Raw genomic sequence first — 16734 nt, forward strand, 5'->3', positions numbered from 1 at the left:
AGAGCCCGGTTTTTTATTAGCTAGTGCAGCAAAAGGCGTTTTATTCCTCTTCCTGGCACAGCAGGAATTCCAGCAGTGCTTTCTGAGCGTGCAAGCGGTTTTCCGCTTCATCCCAAACAACCGAGCGTTTGTCGTCCAGCAGGTCTTCGCTGACTTCTTCACCACGATGCGCTGGTAAGCAGTGCATAAAGACAACATCGTCGTTCGCCAGATCCAGCAGAGCAGGAGAAACCTGATAATCCTGGAACTTAGCCAGACGATCATCTTGCTCGTCTTCCTGACCCATAGAGGCCCAAACGTCGGTAACCACCAGGTCAGCGTTTTTAACCGCTTCTTTCGGATCGCGCATTACGTTTACACGAGCCGCGTTTTCGTTCACCAGGTGCTCGGCAGGTTCAAAACCTTCCGGACAAGCCACATTTAAGGTGAAGCCAAACTGGCGTGCGGCATTGATGTAGGAATGGCACATGTTGTTGCCATCACCAATCCAGGCAACGGTTTTACCTTTGATGCTGCCACGGTGTTCAACATAGGCCTGTACATCGGCCAGCAGCTGACATGGGTGGAAATCATCGGTTAAGGCGTTAATAACCGGTACCTGAGAAAACGCGGCAAAACGCTCGACGGTTTCGTGATCGAAGGTACGGATCATTACCACGTCGACCATACGGGATAAAACGCGTGCGCTGTCTTCGATTGGCTCACCACGGCCTAACTGAGTGTCGCGTGGCGATAAGAAAATCGCGCTGCCGCCCAGCTGTGCCATGCCCGCTTCAAAGGATACACGGGTACGGGTCGATGATTTTTCGAAAATCATACCCAGTACTTTATTTTTTAATGGCTCATGAATCTCGCCAGAGCGGTGAATTTTTTTCAGCTCAATGGCGCGATTAATGACCCAATTCAGTTCTTCTGGAGAGAGATCTAATAAGGTTAAAAAGTGTCTCATATTCTTTACTCAGTTAAGCGTTGCTACCAGGGCAGCGACACGCTCAACAATCTGATCGGCTTCTTCTTTATTCAGATTTAATGGCGGCAATAAACGAATCACATTGCCTGCCGTGACGTTAATTAATAATTGTTGTTCGGTAACGGCCTGAGCCATCAGCTGTGGGCAATCCTGATCCATCACCAGACCAATCATCAGACCACGACCACGGATTTCTTTTAATTTGCCGGTGCCTTGCAGTTTTTCCGTAAATTGAGCGCGTAAATAGTCGCCCATTTCAGCGGCGTGTTCGCTCAGCTTGTCCTGTTCGATGGTTTGAACCACAGCAAAGGCCGCGGCACAGGCCAGCGGGTTACCGCCGTAGGTAGAGCCATGATTACCAGGCTGTAAAACCTCTGCGGCTTTACCGCGCGCTAAACAGGCACCAATCGGTACGCCATTACCCAGGCCTTTGGCGGTGGTTAATACATCCGGCATAAAGCCAAATTGCTGGTAGCAGAAGTAGCTGCCGGTACGACCGTTACCGGTCTGAATTTCATCCAGCATCATTAACAGTTCGTGCTGATCACACAGTGCACGTACCGCATGCAGGTAGTCGGCAGACGCTGTCGCTAAACCACCTTCGCCCTGAACCGGTTCGATTAATACCGCAACAATTTGTGGATCGGCTTTGATCACTGATTCCAGCGCTGCAATATCGTTGTAGGGGACACGGACAAAACCGCTGACCAGTGGGCCAAAACCTTCGTGAACCTTAGCATTGCCGGTGGCCGACAACGTCGCCAGAGTACGGCCATGGAATGACTGAGTCATGACCACAATTTTGGCTTCATGAATGCCTTTATCGTGGCCGTATTTACGGGCGATTTTAATCGCCGCTTCGTTTGCCTCAGCACCCGAATTGGAGAAAAACACATTATCCATGCCAGACACGCGTTGCAGTGCTTCCGCCAGCGCTTGCTGACGTTCAATACCGTATAGGTTGGAGGTATGAATAAGCTTATCTGCTTGTTCGCACAGCGCTTTGGTAACTGCAGGATGAGCATGGCCCAGACCACATACAGCAATTCCGCTGAGTGCATCCAAATACTGCTTTCCATCTTCACCGTTCAGCCAGCTGCCCTGGCCAGAAGTGAAAGTCACCGGTAAACGCCCGTAGGTGTTCATGATGGCATGCCCGGCGCTAGGCGTAGTGTTGGACATAGGTTCAAATCCTAATTCGTTGAATCCTTAAAAACGCAAAAAGGCAGCTGTTGCTGCCCTCGGAGGATAAATAATACGGAAGGCAAGGGGCTTTGTAAATATACGCCAGAGGTCGAATATTTATCAGTATTGATAATTTTATTGGTCGAAAAACAGACTAATCTTAATCGAAATGCTGTGTGTGAGAGATCACTATGAATATTCGTACCCGTTTAACTGCTGCCATGTTGTCAGCGGTTATTATCCCGTTGGCGGTCATTACCGTGCTGGCCGTGCTTGAGTTGCAGGACAGTGCGGTCAAAGAGTTTGAAAATCGCAGTAGCGCAGAAATTCGCCATATCGATAAGGCATTCAGTCTTTATCTGAATGGTCTGGCGGAAGATGCTGTCTTTTTAGCAACAGCCCGCGAAGTTCAGGCTCTGGATGGCTCTGCAACAAAATACTTTGATAACGCAAAGGCAATGCCGGAGAAGGAGAACGGTAGCCCTGAAGCCGATGCCTTTGCTTTATTTAAAAAGTTTGGCAACAGCCGCCCTGATTTAGCGTATGTTTTTCTCGGGCTGGATGATGGTGCTTATATTCAATATCCGACAAATGAACTGGGTAACTACGACCCGCGCAAGCGCCCTTGGTATCTTGCGGCAAAAGAAAAGCCTGGTGTGCCCGTTCGTGCACCGGCCTATAAAGATGTGAATACCGGTGCCCCTTTATTGGACTATTTGCATACCTTCACGACTGACAGCGGTTTGACGGGGGTTGTGGGTGTGGATGTCACACTGGCAAAGCTGACTGAAATGGTGACATCGGTGCAGTTTGGAGAGCAGGGATATCTGATTCTGATAGAAGAAACCGGTGCTGTTTTAGCTGATGGTGGTGCTCCAGAAAATAACTTTAAAAAAGTGAATGAGGTGAGCGACGTTTATCAGCAACTATTTAACGCCAGTGGGCTGCTTGAAGTGACTTTGAATGGCGAATTATGGTTTGCAACGGTTTACACCTCACCAGAGCTGGGATGGAAATTTGTTGGTGTTATTCCAGAGCACGAGGTTTTTGCCAGTGCGGCTCGTTTGCGTAATACCATTATTGTTATTGCACTGGTGCTGCTGGCGGCTTTTGCGGTGCTGGCAATGTGGACCAGTAACCTGATTTCTCGCCCGATTCAGGCTGTGACCAAAGGCCTGGAAGAAGTTGCTTCTGGGGAAGGAGACCTGACGCGCCGCCTGAAAGTAGTCAGCAATGATGAATCAGGGCAAATGGCGTCTGCATTTAATCGTTTTGTCACCATGATTCATTCACTGGTATCTGATATTAATCAGCGAGCTTCGGATGTTCAGCAACAGGCAACCAGTGGGTTAGGTATTTCTGAGCAGCTGATGCATGTCTCCGACAACCAATCAAACGCCACCGAACAGGTTGCCACAGCTTTTAATGAAATGGTGGCGACGTCTAATGAAGTCGCTAAAAATTGCAGTGAAACGGCTCAGGCCGCTGACCAGAGCCAGCATCATGTGGTGCAGGGACAGACGTTTATCGAAAAAACCACCGGCTCAGTTGAGCAACTAGAGAAAGTGATTGAAGATTCAAACCAGGCCATGTCGGCCCTGGCTGGAGAATCGAAAAACATTACTACGATTCTGGATACCATTCGGGGGATTGCTGAGCAAACTAATTTGTTAGCTCTGAATGCCGCCATTGAAGCTGCACGTGCCGGTGAGCAAGGCCGCGGTTTTGCCGTGGTTGCCGATGAAGTCCGGACATTAGCCGGGCGGACCGCAGAGTCGACCGAAGAAATTGATAAAATGATTTCTTCGCTGGTGAATAAAACCAGTGAAGTCTCTGAAAAACTGTCCAGCAGTCTGGAGCACTCCCGTGAAACGGCGGAAGCGACAGAGCAGACGCGAGAGGTGTTTGTCTCGATTCAGGATTCCGTATCACGTATCCGCGATATGGCCACTCAGATTGCCGCCGCTGCTGAGGAGCAACATCTGGTGGCAGAAGAAATCAATCAGAACATCATCAGCATTAATACCGAGGCTCTGAATGCCAAGGACAGTTCACAACAATTGAAAAATGGTGCACAAAGCCTGAGCTCAGTTTCTTCTGAATTGTCGTCGATGGTGAGTCGTTTTAAGGTATGACAATAAATGGTGGGCCCGCCCAGACTTGAACTGGGGACCTGCCGATTATGAGTCGGATGCTCTAACCAACTGAGCTACGGGCCCTTCATGTTGGGCGAGTGATTCGTCCCTGAGAAGTGGCAAGATTATAACCACGCTTACCAATAAGCGCCAGCCCTTTGATTTAACTAATAAAAAGCCGTCAAAAGGCGTTTGAATAAGCATAAAAAAACCGCCCGATGGCGGTTTTTTTATGCTCGATGAACAGAACTTAATTATTCATCAATAAAGCTGCGCAGGTGATCTGATCGGCTTGGGTGGCGCAATTTACGCAGTGCTTTGGCTTCAATCTGACGAATACGCTCACGGGTTACATCGAACTGTTTGCCGACTTCTTCCAGTGTGTGGTCCGTATTCATATCAATACCAAAACGCATACGCAGAACTTTTGCTTCACGTGCGGTCAGGCCAGACAGTACTGAGCGGGTTGCTTCCGTCAGACCATCATTCGTCGCGGTATCCATTGGCGACTCAGACTGAGTATCTTCGATGAAGTCACCCAGATGCGAATCTTCATCATCACCAATTGGCGTTTCCATGGAGATTGGCTCTTTGGCAATCTTCAGGACTTTGCGGATTTTATCTTCCGGCATGTCCATACGCTCGGCCAGTTCTTCTGGAGTGGCTTCACGACCCATCTCTTGCAACATCTGACGAGAGATACGGTTCAGCTTGTTGATGGTTTCGATCATGTGTACCGGGATACGGATGGTACGCGCCTGATCGGCAATCGAACGCGTGATCGCCTGACGAATCCACCAGGTTGCATAGGTCGAGAACTTATAACCACGACGGTATTCAAACTTATCCACTGCTTTCATCAGGCCGATGTTGCCTTCCTGAATCAGATCCAGGAACTGCAGGCCACGGTTGGTGTATTTCTTCGCGATCGAAATAACCAGACGCAGGTTGGCCTCAACCATTTCTTTCTTAGCGCGGCGGGCACGAGCTTCGCCGATGGAAACCTTACGGTTAACTTCTTTAATCTCAGGGATGCTCAGCAGTACACGTTCGGAGACCGCTTTAATTTTCTTCTGAGAGCGGAAGATATCTAACTTGTAGGTCTCCAGCTTTTTCGAGTACGGACGGCCTGCTTCAATCAGGGTTTCAATCCACTCATTATTAATTTCGTTACCCTGGAAGCCTTTGATGAAGTCTTTTCGGTCCATGCCACACTTGCGGGTCATCAGAACCATGATCTGACGTTCCTGAGTGCGAATAGCGTTCAGTGCGTTACGGGATTCATCAACCAGTGCATCAAAATATTTAGGCGTCAGTTTGATCGGTGCAAACACCTCAGCCAGTTTGGCTAATGCTTCTTCCGCTTCTTTGCTGGCGCGACCATGTTGCTCTAATGCGGCTTCTACTGCGTCATTGGCATCGGAGATTTCTGTAAAGCGGCGAACCACTTCCACCATGTCAATGCCGGATTGTTCTTCTTCGTCTTCGTCATCTTCGCTGTCGCCATCCACGTCTTCGTCGTCATTAGCTTCTTCTGCTTTTGCCGCTTCAGCCGCTGCACCCGCTTGTGGGCCGGGCTCAGGATCTTCATCGGATGGATCAATAAAGCCACTGAAGACATCACCGACTTTATTCGGATCTTCTTCGGTGTTTTTAAAGGCGTTTAAGACAACACCAACAGCACCTGGGTAATAGGCCAGAGCAGACATCACTTCACGGATGCCTTCTTCAATCCGCTTGGCGATCACAATTTCGCCTTCACGGGTCAGCAGCTCAACGGTACCCATTTCACGCATATACATACGCACAGGGTCTGTGGTGCGGCCAACATCAGATTCCACCAGTGCCAGTGCCGCAGCTGCTTCTTCGGCGGCCGCATCATCGGCTGCTTCGTTAAACAGTGACTCACCGTCTGGTGCATTTTCGGATACCGGAATACCGATATCGTTGATCATACGAATAATGTCTTCGACCTGATCCGGGTTGGCAATATCGTCTGGCAGGTGGTCATTAACCTGTGCATACGTCAGGTAACCCTGCTCTTTGCCTTTAGCGATCAGTTCTTTTAAACGAGATTGTTGCGTTGATGACATAGAAGCCTAGATTCCGTGTTTTTAAGGCGGAAGAAAAACGCCAAAGTATAACTTTTAACCGCCATTTAAGCCAGAAAATACAATAGCTTCCGACCATTTAATTTCGGCTGATGTGCGGTGTGTACTTGGACATGGGAGCCAGGTTACGTGTGTTGGTTCATCGGTCGGCTTTTTGCTCGAATCCCGATGGTTGCCCCTCAGGCTTTGTCACGCTATTCACTGTGCTGCTGCAGTCGTTATAGGGCTGAGTTTGATCAGCTCAGAAGTGTATATAGGGGTGCTTTAACGGATTTCAATGGTTTTAGTGTGGGATTTTAATGGCAGGTGAGATTTTAACGGCTGTAGATGCCGGTGCGCTTTTTCTGCAGTTCGTGCATCAGGCGTTGCAGTTCTCTCAATCGCTGGCGCTCAGCATCGGAGAGTTTCTCTTTATTGCTCAGTTTTGTTTTGAGCTCAGTCAGCTCATGTTCCAGTTTACGCGCATCCAGGCGTTTTAATACATCGGCAATACTGCTTGCACTTGGGCTGATTCGCGGTTCAGACTGTTCCGCCAGCTCTTTAAGTTGTTGCAGAAAGGGGGTGCCCGTCCATTGAATCAATAAACCAATCGTATCGTTTTGAGGTGTTTGCTTCAGTTTGTTCAGTACTTCAAAGAAGAGTCGCTCAATATCACTTTCCGGTTCACAGGCCGGAATCTCAAGCTTCTGGGCTAACGCCGGGCTTTGTACCAAAGCGGTCAGCGCCTGATAGACCAACGGCGATAATGCGTCACTGTGTTGCTGGTTATCCGCTGTATCATGAAAGTCATAATCTGCCGGTGGAGCATCAATCACTGGCATAGGAATGTCGTCTGCCGCTTCAGGCTCTTTTGTCGAAGCGGGGGCTTCTGCTTCCAGCTTGGTGAGTGCATGACTCTCGACACCCGTTTCATCTTTAAGCTTCTGACGCATCAGTTGGCGTAACATGCCATCCGGTAAGCGGTTGATCAGGGGGGCTGCGAGTTGATCCAGACGGGCTTTGCCGTCCAGCGTGTCAAAGTCGACTTGTTCTTTTAAGTGGGCGAACAGGAACTCCGGCAAATGATCGGATTGATTTAAGCGTTGTTCGAAAGCATCTTTGCCTTCTGTCCGAACCAGAGTATCCGGGTCTTCGCCATCGGGCAGGAATAAGAAGCGAGCTTGCAGGCCATCCTGTAATAATGGCAGAACGGTTTCCATAGCTCGCGCAGCCGCGGTGCGCCCGGCCTGATCGCCATCGAAGCAGAAAATCACTTCCGGTACAATTTTGAATAAGCGTCGCAGGTGATGTTCGCTGGTTGCTGTACCTAACGTCGCAACAGCGTAATGAATACCAAACTCAGCCAGTGCTACCACATCCATATAACCTTCAACGATGACAAAACGGGTCAGTTTCTGGCGGATCTTACGGGCTTCATATAAGCCATATAGCTCACGGCCTTTCTGAAAAATCGGCGTTTCCGGCGAGTTAAGGTATTTCGGCTTTTCATCGCCGAGAACACGCCCACCAAAGGCAATTACCCGGCCACGGGCATCACGAATCGGGAACATGATGCGATCACGGAAGCGGTCGTAGGTGCGATACTCTTTGCCTGGTTCGTCTTTTTCAATCGACATGCCACAGCTGATTAGCTGTTTGATGGTGTCTTTGTTGCTGCTTTGCTGGGGTGAAGCAGTCAGGTGTTTTTGCAGATTGTCCCAGCCGGGTGGGGCGTAACCAATTTGAAAGAATTTGGCTGCCTTTCCTGACAGACCACGATTTTTCAGGTACTGAATGGCTTTGCCTTTTTGTTCGTGGCTGCGCAGCATCTGTTCGAAGAAGTCGGCAGCTTTTGTCATCTGGTCAAATAATGGCTGATGTTGTTGCTCCTGGCGCGCTTCAAACGACACCTGCTCGCGCGGTACTTCCATATTGGCGTCAGAAGCGAGTTTCTCGACGGCGTCTGGGAAGCTCAGGCCATCAAATTCCATCACAAATTTTAATGCACTACCTGAGGCGCCACAGCCGAAGCAGTAATAAAACTGTTTGTCGGGGCTAACGGTAAAAGAAGGCGTGTTTTCGTTATGGAATGGGCAGCAGGCGGAGTAGTTCTTGCCCGTCTTCTTTAGTTTGACACGACTGTCCACCACGTCGATCACATCGACACGGGAAAGAAGGTCATCAATAAAGGATTGGGGTATACGGCCAGCCATGAACCTGAGAATAAAAAATATATTGTGTTCGGACAAACAAAAACGCCATCAATTTTCATTGATGGCGTTTGTACAAAATGACATTGCAAGAATGCCTGTCGCTGGAATCAGCCCAGTTGAGACTTCACCAGTTGACTGATCTGGCCCATATCGGCGCGACCTTGCACTTGTGGTTTGAGGATGCCCATAACTTTGCCCATGTCCTGCATTCCTGCAGCACCGGACTGTGCAACGGCATCAGCCACCAGTTTGGCCAACTCTTCTTCGCTCAAGGCTTCTGGCAAAAACTCGCTGATTACGTCAATTTCGTATTGCTCGCCTTCTGCCAGCTCATCACGACCTGCTTCTTTATATTGAGCAATAGAGTCGCGACGTTGCTTGGTCATTTTGTCGAGGATCGTCAGAGCGCGAGCGTCATCCACTTCGATACGCTCGTCCACTTCAACCTTTTTAAATTCTGCTGTAATCAGGCGTAACGCACCCAGACGTGGTTTGTCTTTGGCGCGCATTGCGTCCTTTACAGCATCTTTAACGGTTGTAACTAGTGTGCTCATATAAACCTCTAAGATTGATTCGCTGATTAGTACAGGCGAGTCATCTTACGCTGTTCGCGCTGTACCTTTTTCAGGTGGCGCTTAACAGCTGCAGCCGCTTTACGCTTACGAACCCAGGTTGGCTTCTCATAGTGTTCGCGACGACGTACTTCAGACAGTACGCCTGCCTTTTCACAAGAACGCTTGAAACGACGCAGAGCAACGTCGAACGGCTCGTTTTCTTTAACTTTTACAGCTGGCATCCAATCACCTACGTGTATTAATAAATTCTGTTTTAGCGGGGGAAAACCACAGACCCCCAGTTAGAGGGCGGGCATTCTAATGCCTTTGATCGAGGAATGCAAAACCTCTGCATGGATTTTAGTACTTTGCGGCAGTATTATTGCGCTCCTTTTAGAATTAACTGTGTATTTGAGGTTGTTTATGCGCGTTCTGGGGCTTGAATCCTCCTGCGATGAAACCGGTATTGCTTTGTACGACAGTGAGCGAGGCTTGCTGGCACACCGGGTTTATTCTCAGATCGCTGTTCACGCGGAATACGGCGGTGTGGTGCCTGAATTGGCATCGCGTGATCATATTCGTAAATCATTGCCTCTGATTCGTGAGGTGATGGCTGAAGCGAATCTGACGCTGAGCGATCTCGATGGTATTGCCTATACGCGAGGCCCGGGTTTGGTGGGTGCCTTACTGGTGGGCTCATGTCTGGGGCGTTCACTTGCCTGGGCGATGGATGTCCCTGCTGTGGGCGTTCATCATATGGAAGGGCATTTGCTGGCTCCTATGTTGGAGGATAACCCGCCACCATTTCCTTTTATTGCCCTATTAGTATCTGGCGGTCATACCCAGCTGGTTCAGGTTGATGGCATTGGTGAATACAACTTATTAGGCGAGTCTCTGGATGATGCCGCTGGTGAAGCGTTCGATAAAGCGGCCAAAATGATGAACTTGCCTTACCCCGGTGGTCCGCAACTGAGTAGGCTGGCAGACTCCGGTGATGCGACACGGTTTAAATTTCCACGGCCAATGACGGATCGCCCGGGACTGGATTTCAGCTTCAGTGGTTTAAAGACGTTTACTCGTACCACCATTTTGACGCACGCGGAAGATGGTGTGTTGGCGGATCAGGATAAGGCCGATATTGCAGCGGGTTTCCAGGCGGCCGTTGTTGATACGCTATCAATTAAATGTAAGCGGGCAATGGAACAAACCGGTATTAAACGCTTGATTATTGCCGGTGGTGTGGGTGCCAATAAAAGTTTGCGCGCGAAATTGCAGCAGACCGCTGAAAAACTCGGTGGTGCTGTCTATTACCCTCGCCCCGAGTTATGCACCGATAATGGTGCCATGATTGCGTATGCCGGAACCCAGCGATTATTAGCGGGAGAGCGAGCTGATCTGGCGGTTTCGGCAGTGCCTCGCTGGCCCATGACAGAGTTGGCGGCTGTTCAATATACCGCTCGGGCTGAGTAGGAACATATAATGGATAAAGTCTTTATTAACGGCCTGAAAGTGGATGCTGTGATTGGTGTTTACGATTGGGAAAAGCAGGTACGCCAGCCGCTGGTATTTGATCTAGAGATGGCCTGGGATATTCGTGTGGCCGCAGCAACCGATGATCTGATGCATGCGTTAAACTATCAGGCAGTATCAGAATTTGTTGAACAGTTTGTCCGTGAACAGCACTTTCAATTATTAGAGTCATTAATTGAGCGTTTGGCGGATGCCTTGCGTAAAGAATTTGGTATGCCATGGATTGGTATCAGAGTTGAAAAGCCCGCTGTCGTTCCACAAGCACGAGTGGTGGGGTTGTATATTGAGCGCGGTGATATTGCACAGGGCGGGCATTAATGGCTCGGGTATTTTTGGGGCTGGGCTCTAACCTGAATGCACAGGAAAATCTGACGGCGGGTATTCAGCGGCTGGGAAACGACTTTGCTGTAATCAATGAATCGCCTTGGTATCGTTCTCCAGCGTTGGGCTTTGACGGCCCTGAATTTATTAACCTGGTATTAGAGATTCGGGTAGACGATGGACTTTCACCAGAAGCCTTGTCACAACAGTTAAAGAAAATCGAAATGGATTTTGGCCGTGCTGCAAACGCGGTGAAATATTCCTCCCGTCATTTGGATATTGATATTTTATTGTTTGATCAATTAGTGGGTGAATTTTCTACAGGCAATGGCACTTTTACGCTGCCACGCGAAGATATCTGGAGATATGCATTTGTATTAACGCCGCTGTTGGATATTGCCCCTGATTTGATTTGCCCGAAATATCAAAAGTCATTAAGTGAATTTAAGGAAAATATTCAGAACCAATCTTTGGCTTTAGTAGAAAATTAACGGCGATAAGCGTGTTTTTAAGCAGTGAAAAATCAAGTCGGATATATTTTCAATAGCAGCAACAGGATGTTGCAACCGCCCGGCAGGCACAGGGATGTGCCTTCGGGGCGGCGGCTGAAAATATATCCGGCTTGATTGTTATGATAACGACACCTTCCACGCTTTTAATTTTTCCGTCCGCGCTTTTTGTAATCCTTCGCGGATCTCTGGCCCAGCTAAGCCTTGAGCCATCATATCTTTAGCCGTAACGGATAACGCGACTTGTAGTGCTTCACGCATATAATCTGCTTGTGGATAATCACAGTTTTCGAAACCAGTCCGGCCATGGGAATCGGCAATACTCACCAATAGAAATTGCTCAAACCGTTCTGGTTTACGCCAGGCGTCTACCCGATCAAACACTTTTAATAATGTTTCTGGTTTTAATTCCAGCGCGCGGTGCACATGGGTATGAAACTCACTGCAGATTAATGCCAGCTCTAGTGCATCTTTTGGAGCTTTGAGCTTTTTACATAAGGCTTTGATCGGTATTAATCCTTTGGTTTCGTGGCCAAAGTGGCGTGGCAGGTTAGCTTTGTCTGACAGCGCTTTGCCCAGGTCGTGGGTGAGTGCTGCCCAGCGAGTAGTAATGCTTGTTGATAGTGGCACCGAGGCCTGTAGTGACATGAGTGCGTGGATGCCGCAATCAATTTCCGGGTGGTATTGCTCAGGCTGAGGAATACCAAATAAATCATCAATTTCTTTAAACCAGATTTTCAGAGTACCACAATCACGCAATACCTGAAAATAAATGTGTGGGTTGCTCTCGGTTAATGCCCGTTGTGTTTCCTGCCATACCCGTTCAGCCACCAAATGATCCAGCTCGCCATCGTTAACCATGGTTTGCATCAGTGCCATAGTTTCTTCGGCAATGGTAAAACCGGGCTGACCATTGATAGTGGCAAACCGTGCTGCAAAGCGGGCAACGCGTAATACCCGTAACGGATCTTCGCTAAAAGCTGGCGAGACATGACGCAACACCCGGTTGGTTAAATCCTGCTGGCCATTATATGGATCAATAATATTGCCATGTTCGTCCTGAGCCATGGCATTAATGGTTAAATCACGGCGTAATAAATCTTCTTCCAGCGTAATATCTGGACTGAAACGGCAATCAAAGCCCTGATAGCCCTGGCCGGATTTCCGTTCCGTGCGAGCCAATGCATATTCTTCGTGAGTCTGAGGATGCAAAAAGACCGGAAAGTCGGCACCAACCTGTTGATAACCCTGTTGTAGCAATTCTTCTGGCGTTGCACCAACCACTACCCAGTCTTTGTCTTTGACCGGGATATTTAATAATGCATCGCGTACCGCGCCACCAACCAGATAAGTGTTCATAAAATCAAAGTCCCAATAAAAAAGCCCTGAACTACGATTCGCTCAAAACTATCGTAATTCAGGGCTTTAGTGTAACGCGCTTTGTGGTTAAGCGGGTACTGTATAAACTGTAGGCTTTGTAGTGGGTATCAGAAGTAGAAACCCAGCTCCATTGCTACACCAGCTTCTTTTTCAACATCGTTTGGATTCGCCATGGCAGCCAGGTCAAGGTGTACGCCAAATGGTGAGAAACCTAAACCAACAGAAACCATATCAGCATCTGAAGCGCTCATATTGGTGCGGTAACCTGTACGGAACTGAATGGTGTCCCATAAATCAAATTCAGCACCCACAGCGGCGTATTGTGTTGGGTTTTCAAATGCTACCGGATCGTTTTCCATCAGATCCAGATCAAAAGCCAATGCCACCCAGTCGTTCTGGTAAGCTAAGCCTGCACGGAATTGTGCATCCAGTGCTACTTTACCGCCGCGAATGGTCACTTCCTGGAAGCCCGGAACTAACTGATCATCTTCACCAACTGCCACAACGGCGTCCTGATAATCAAACTCAGCGCTGTTCAGGTTTTTGGCAACAATACCGGCTGTCCACTGGTTGGCATCACCGAAGCGGTAAGATGCACCAATGTCCAGGTTGAAGTGGCTGTAATCTTCTTGTGAATCCTCAATATCTTCACTGTCGATTTCGTCTTCGTTATCAACTTCAGAAACGTAGTGGAAAGTAGAGATTTTTTGCAGTTTTGGCGTGATACCAATAGCGATTTGTTCACCAGCGATGGTGAACTCACGCGAAAAAGATAAGGCGACTTCTGACACTGCAACAGCGACGACTTCAACACGAGAATCCAGATTAGGGTTGCTGGCTTCATCGGTTAGTTCACCACCATCAAAAATACGGGTACCGTTGTCGGCGACATAACTAAAGTCACTTGCACTATCGACCTTTCCTTCGATATCGGCTGCTTCCAGTTGATCAGCCAGAGTTTGAACTCTATCAGTATCGTTCGCTTCTGCATTAGCCGCGGTTAGTGCGTTGTCAAAGGCACTGGTTACTTCCTGAGCTTCACCAATATAGGCCTGGGCACCTGGCACATATGAGCCTAATAAATCCAGGTCCGTATCTGAGAAAATAGCGCGGCCTGAGAATGTGGCCGTAGCATTCACACTTAAAGCGGCAGCAAACTTTTTACTTGGAATCGCTAATGCGGTTCCCACTCCGAATCGGCCACTTAAGGGATCGCCGGAAATGGCTCTTAAAGACTCGGTTAAATTATCTGAAACGTTGTCGACATCACTTAAGCTTTCACGAACATCTTCCAGTGCTTCTTTCAGGTCAGAGTTACGGCTTTCGATATTGGACAGACGCGATGACGCTGAAGTCGCATTGTTTTCAATGTTGGCCAGAGCCGCATCAAAGTTATTAATCGCTTGTTCCAGTGCTTCAACACGGTTTTCAAAACTTGGGCCGCCATCGATACCATCTTCGATGATTCTCTCTAATTCTGGCAATAAATCGTCGGCAATATCGGACGCAGTTGTAACTGTCTCTTCTTCATCGCGCAGGTTAACGCCCAGCTGTGGAAAAATCAGCGCAAAGTCATCGTCTTCATGTGCTTGTGACAGTAATGACGGGTTATAAGCTGGAGCGTGAGCGCGCTGAGCACTGGCAACACCGGTATTACCCATTGCTAAGCCGCGAGCATCCATGGGTAAAAACGGAGCAGCCAAGGCCGACTGAGCACTGATTGCAGCGATGGAAGCTGCCAGAAGAGAGCGTTTAATCATGATCACAGTTCCTGAATGTTAATCCTGAATATTTAGGCGTATCGCAAATGGCAGATGCCGATCATCTTAGGCATCACACATTTATCGTAATAGTGGCGTTAATCATAGCCATAAAAATCCAACCTTGCATGAAAAAGCAATGAACTTTATGCTGATCTCGTTGTCATTCAGCCTTGTTAATCGGGCAATGTCGTAATGTTCATTATTCAGGAATCAATCACCATGCTGGCTACATCGATGATGCGTTCAGTAATTTTGTGCGTTGCCCTAGCGGCAAAACGCGCCTTGTGGTGTGCCTGTGCGGTATTTCTATGTGATGTGCGACCTGATTACTGATAACAACTTATGTAATAAAAAAGGGTCGCATATGCGGCCTTTTTTATTGCCTGGCCGCAGACCCTCCTAATCATTTATTAAAGGAGGATTTGGCATGGTTATGATACTTGCCTATTTAACGGTCATTCTTATCTGGTCGGGTACACCGCTGGCCATTCAACTCAGCCAGCAGGGGTTAGACTTTTATACCGCGCTGGTGCTGCGTATGTGGCTGGCTGCCTTGTTATCGTTGCCGGTACTGTGGTTGTTACGACAGCCTTTAGCGTTACATAAAGCGGCGTTAATGAGTTATCTGGCAGGTTCTGTGGGTGTTTATGGCGCCATGTTATCTGTGTACTGGGGATCGTTGTTTATACCCTCAGGATTAATTTCTGTGATGTATGGTTTATCGCCGATGTTGTCGGGGGCAATCGCTTATTTTTGGTTAAAAGAACGTGAATTAACACCGGTAAGATTGATGGCTTTATTGCTGGCATTGGCTGGGCTGGCGCTGGTGGTCAGTGCCCGCACTGCTATTGATGGCGATGCCTGGCGTGGCATTGTGGGTACATTGTTGTCGGTATTCTTTTTTGCCTGGAGTGCTGTGTGGGTGAAAAAAACCAATGCTGGTCTGCACCCGATGGTTCAGACCAGCGGAACATTATGGTTTTCATCTTTGTTGTATCTGATCACTTTGCCGATATTTGGTATTCATATTCCGGATGATTGGTCATTAACTAGCCAACTTGGGTTAAGTTATCTGGTTGTGTTGGGCTCGATCGTTGGGTTTATGTTGTATTTTTATATTCTCAAATACCTTTCTGCGGCACGAGTCACCCTGATTACGCTGATTTCCCCGGTTCTGGCATTAACCTGGGGAAATTTGCTCAACGATGAAAGCTTCCAGTTAGTGGCACTTAAAGGCGCGGCTTTGTTACTGGTGGGGCTGGGGTTGTATCAATGGAATCCATCATTCCATCGCGTTTTTAAAAAGACTCTGAAGCGGAAAATTCTCAACTAAACTGGTTAACCAATTTATTTGTTAAATATCTGCTCATGGGTGCCGATAACTCCGTTAAGGCGCTGTTTCAGGCATCGATGAGCAGATCAGGTTTTAGGAGAATGAGTATGAAGCATTCAATGCGTAAGGGCTTAGCCACCAGTCTGGCTTTGATTTCAACACTGGGGTTACAGGCCTGCTCGAGTGCATTGATTGAGGAAGAAAGCTTTGACGAACCAGAAGCGTTTTTCCAGCCGGTCGAACAGGAAATTGATCCGATTGCCCCGATGGTTTTACGGGTGGTGGGTTATGGCGCTATGCCATCTGAAAGTAAAAAAAATCCGGTGCAAAAACGCCTGATGGCGATGCGCGCAGCGAAGATGGACGCATACCGTTCCATGGCTGAACGGGTTTACGGGACGTCTATTCAGGGCAGCACCACGGTGCGTGATATGGTTGTACAGAACGACCGCTTCCGCACCTATGTCGAAACCTATATGCACGGTGCCCGCGTTGTTTCCACCGATGTGCTGCCGGATGGCAGTGTCGAAACGGTTCTTGAGATGATTATTGATCAGGGCTTCCGTAACTGTTTACAAACCACCGATAACCAGCGCTTTAATGTCGATTGTCGTGTGCCTCTGGGCGGCAATAATCCGAATCACTTTGCAGCTTCCCAGCGCCAGCGTGTTCAGGGTGAAGCTGCGTTGCCGGAATCCGGCTTTTACTTTATTGAATAAATAGCTGGCTGAATAAATAACCGGACTGAATC

14 protein-coding genes and 1 tRNA gene are annotated in these 16734 nt (G+C 48.4%); 6 read left to right on the forward strand and 9 right to left on the reverse strand.

The features are described 5' to 3' along the window. Window positions 1-40 precede the first annotated feature (40 nt). Both argF and KFF03_RS04140 read right to left on the reverse strand, forming a co-directional pair. A complete protein-coding gene (gene argF, locus KFF03_RS04135) occupies window positions 41-949 on the reverse strand; it encodes an ornithine carbamoyltransferase (protein WP_255859076.1) in 909 nt (302 codons plus the stop codon). A 9-nt stretch (window positions 950-958) separates the two neighbouring features. Beyond that, complete coding sequence (locus tag KFF03_RS04140; protein WP_255859077.1) at window positions 959-2152, reverse strand: aspartate aminotransferase family protein; 1194 nt, start codon at window positions 2150-2152, stop codon at window positions 959-961. Window positions 2153-2346: 194 nt separating this feature from the next. On the opposite strand from KFF03_RS04140, the gene KFF03_RS04145 reads away from it, so the two are divergent. Then, entirely contained in the window at window positions 2347-4290 is a 1944-nt protein-coding gene (locus tag KFF03_RS04145) for a methyl-accepting chemotaxis protein (RefSeq protein WP_255859078.1), read from the forward strand. Window positions 4291-4297: 7 nt separating this feature from the next. On the opposite strand, the gene KFF03_RS04150 is transcribed toward KFF03_RS04145, so the two are convergent. The 5 genes from KFF03_RS04150 to rpsU form a co-directional block, all read right to left on the reverse strand. Further along, a tRNA-Ile gene (locus tag KFF03_RS04150) sits at window positions 4298-4374 on the reverse strand. 170 nt (window positions 4375-4544) lie between these two features. After that, window positions 4545-6383, reverse strand: a complete 1839-nt coding sequence (gene rpoD / locus KFF03_RS04155; protein WP_255859079.1) for an RNA polymerase sigma factor RpoD — start codon at window positions 6381-6383, stop codon at window positions 4545-4547. A 332-nt stretch (window positions 6384-6715) separates the two neighbouring features. Then, window positions 6716-8593, reverse strand: coding sequence for a DNA primase (gene dnaG, locus KFF03_RS04160; RefSeq protein ID WP_255859081.1), 1878 nt, complete (start codon window positions 8591-8593; stop codon window positions 6716-6718). 107 nt (window positions 8594-8700) lie between these two features. Then, complete coding sequence (locus KFF03_RS04165; protein ID WP_255859082.1) at window positions 8701-9147, reverse strand: GatB/YqeY domain-containing protein; 447 nt, start codon at window positions 9145-9147, stop codon at window positions 8701-8703. Window positions 9148-9173: 26 nt separating this feature from the next. Then, a complete protein-coding gene (gene rpsU, locus KFF03_RS04170; protein WP_068441605.1) occupies window positions 9174-9389 on the reverse strand; it encodes a 30S ribosomal protein S21 in 216 nt (71 codons plus the stop codon). Window positions 9390-9570: 181 nt separating this feature from the next. Here rpsU and tsaD point away from each other — a divergent pair, with 181 nt between their 5' ends. Genes tsaD through folK form a run of 3 tightly spaced genes read left to right on the forward strand, consistent with a single transcriptional unit; the run spans window position 9571 to window position 11489 of the window. After that, entirely contained in the window at window positions 9571-10617 is a 1047-nt protein-coding gene (gene tsaD, locus KFF03_RS04175; RefSeq protein WP_255859083.1) for a tRNA (adenosine(37)-N6)-threonylcarbamoyltransferase complex transferase subunit TsaD, read from the forward strand. A 9-nt stretch (window positions 10618-10626) separates the two neighbouring features. Continuing rightward, a complete protein-coding gene (gene folB / locus KFF03_RS04180) occupies window positions 10627-10995 on the forward strand; it encodes a dihydroneopterin aldolase (protein ID WP_255859084.1) in 369 nt (122 codons plus the stop codon). Beyond that, window positions 10995-11489 (forward strand): 2-amino-4-hydroxy-6-hydroxymethyldihydropteridine diphosphokinase, encoded by a 495-nt coding sequence (gene folK, locus KFF03_RS04185; RefSeq protein ID WP_255859086.1) that lies wholly within the window; start codon window positions 10995-10997, stop codon window positions 11487-11489. Before folB ends, folK begins: the two co-directional genes overlap by 1 nt. 138 nt (window positions 11490-11627) lie before the next feature. Here the strand turns inward: folK and KFF03_RS04190 are convergent, their stop codons facing one another. Together KFF03_RS04190 and traF are read right to left on the reverse strand one after the other, a co-directional pair. Next, entirely contained in the window at window positions 11628-12866 is a 1239-nt protein-coding gene (locus KFF03_RS04190) for a multifunctional CCA addition/repair protein (protein WP_255859088.1), read from the reverse strand. Between the two features lie 128 nt (window positions 12867-12994). Beyond that, window positions 12995-14647, reverse strand: a complete 1653-nt coding sequence (traF, locus tag KFF03_RS04195) for a conjugal transfer protein TraF (RefSeq protein ID WP_255859089.1) — start codon at window positions 14645-14647, stop codon at window positions 12995-12997. A 430-nt stretch (window positions 14648-15077) separates the two neighbouring features. On the opposite strand from traF, the gene KFF03_RS04200 reads away from it, so the two are divergent. Both KFF03_RS04200 and KFF03_RS04205 read left to right on the forward strand, forming a co-directional pair. After that, entirely contained in the window at window positions 15078-15983 is a 906-nt protein-coding gene (locus KFF03_RS04200) for a DMT family transporter (protein WP_255859090.1), read from the forward strand. 107 nt (window positions 15984-16090) lie between these two features. Continuing rightward, window positions 16091-16702, forward strand: coding sequence for an LPP20 family lipoprotein (locus tag KFF03_RS04205; protein WP_255859091.1), 612 nt, complete (start codon window positions 16091-16093; stop codon window positions 16700-16702). The last annotated feature ends 32 nt before the right edge of the window (window positions 16703-16734 follow it).

Source organism: Bacterioplanoides sp. SCSIO 12839 (genome assembly GCF_024397975.1).
Lineage (GTDB): Bacteria > Pseudomonadota > Gammaproteobacteria > Pseudomonadales > Oceanobacteraceae > Bacterioplanoides.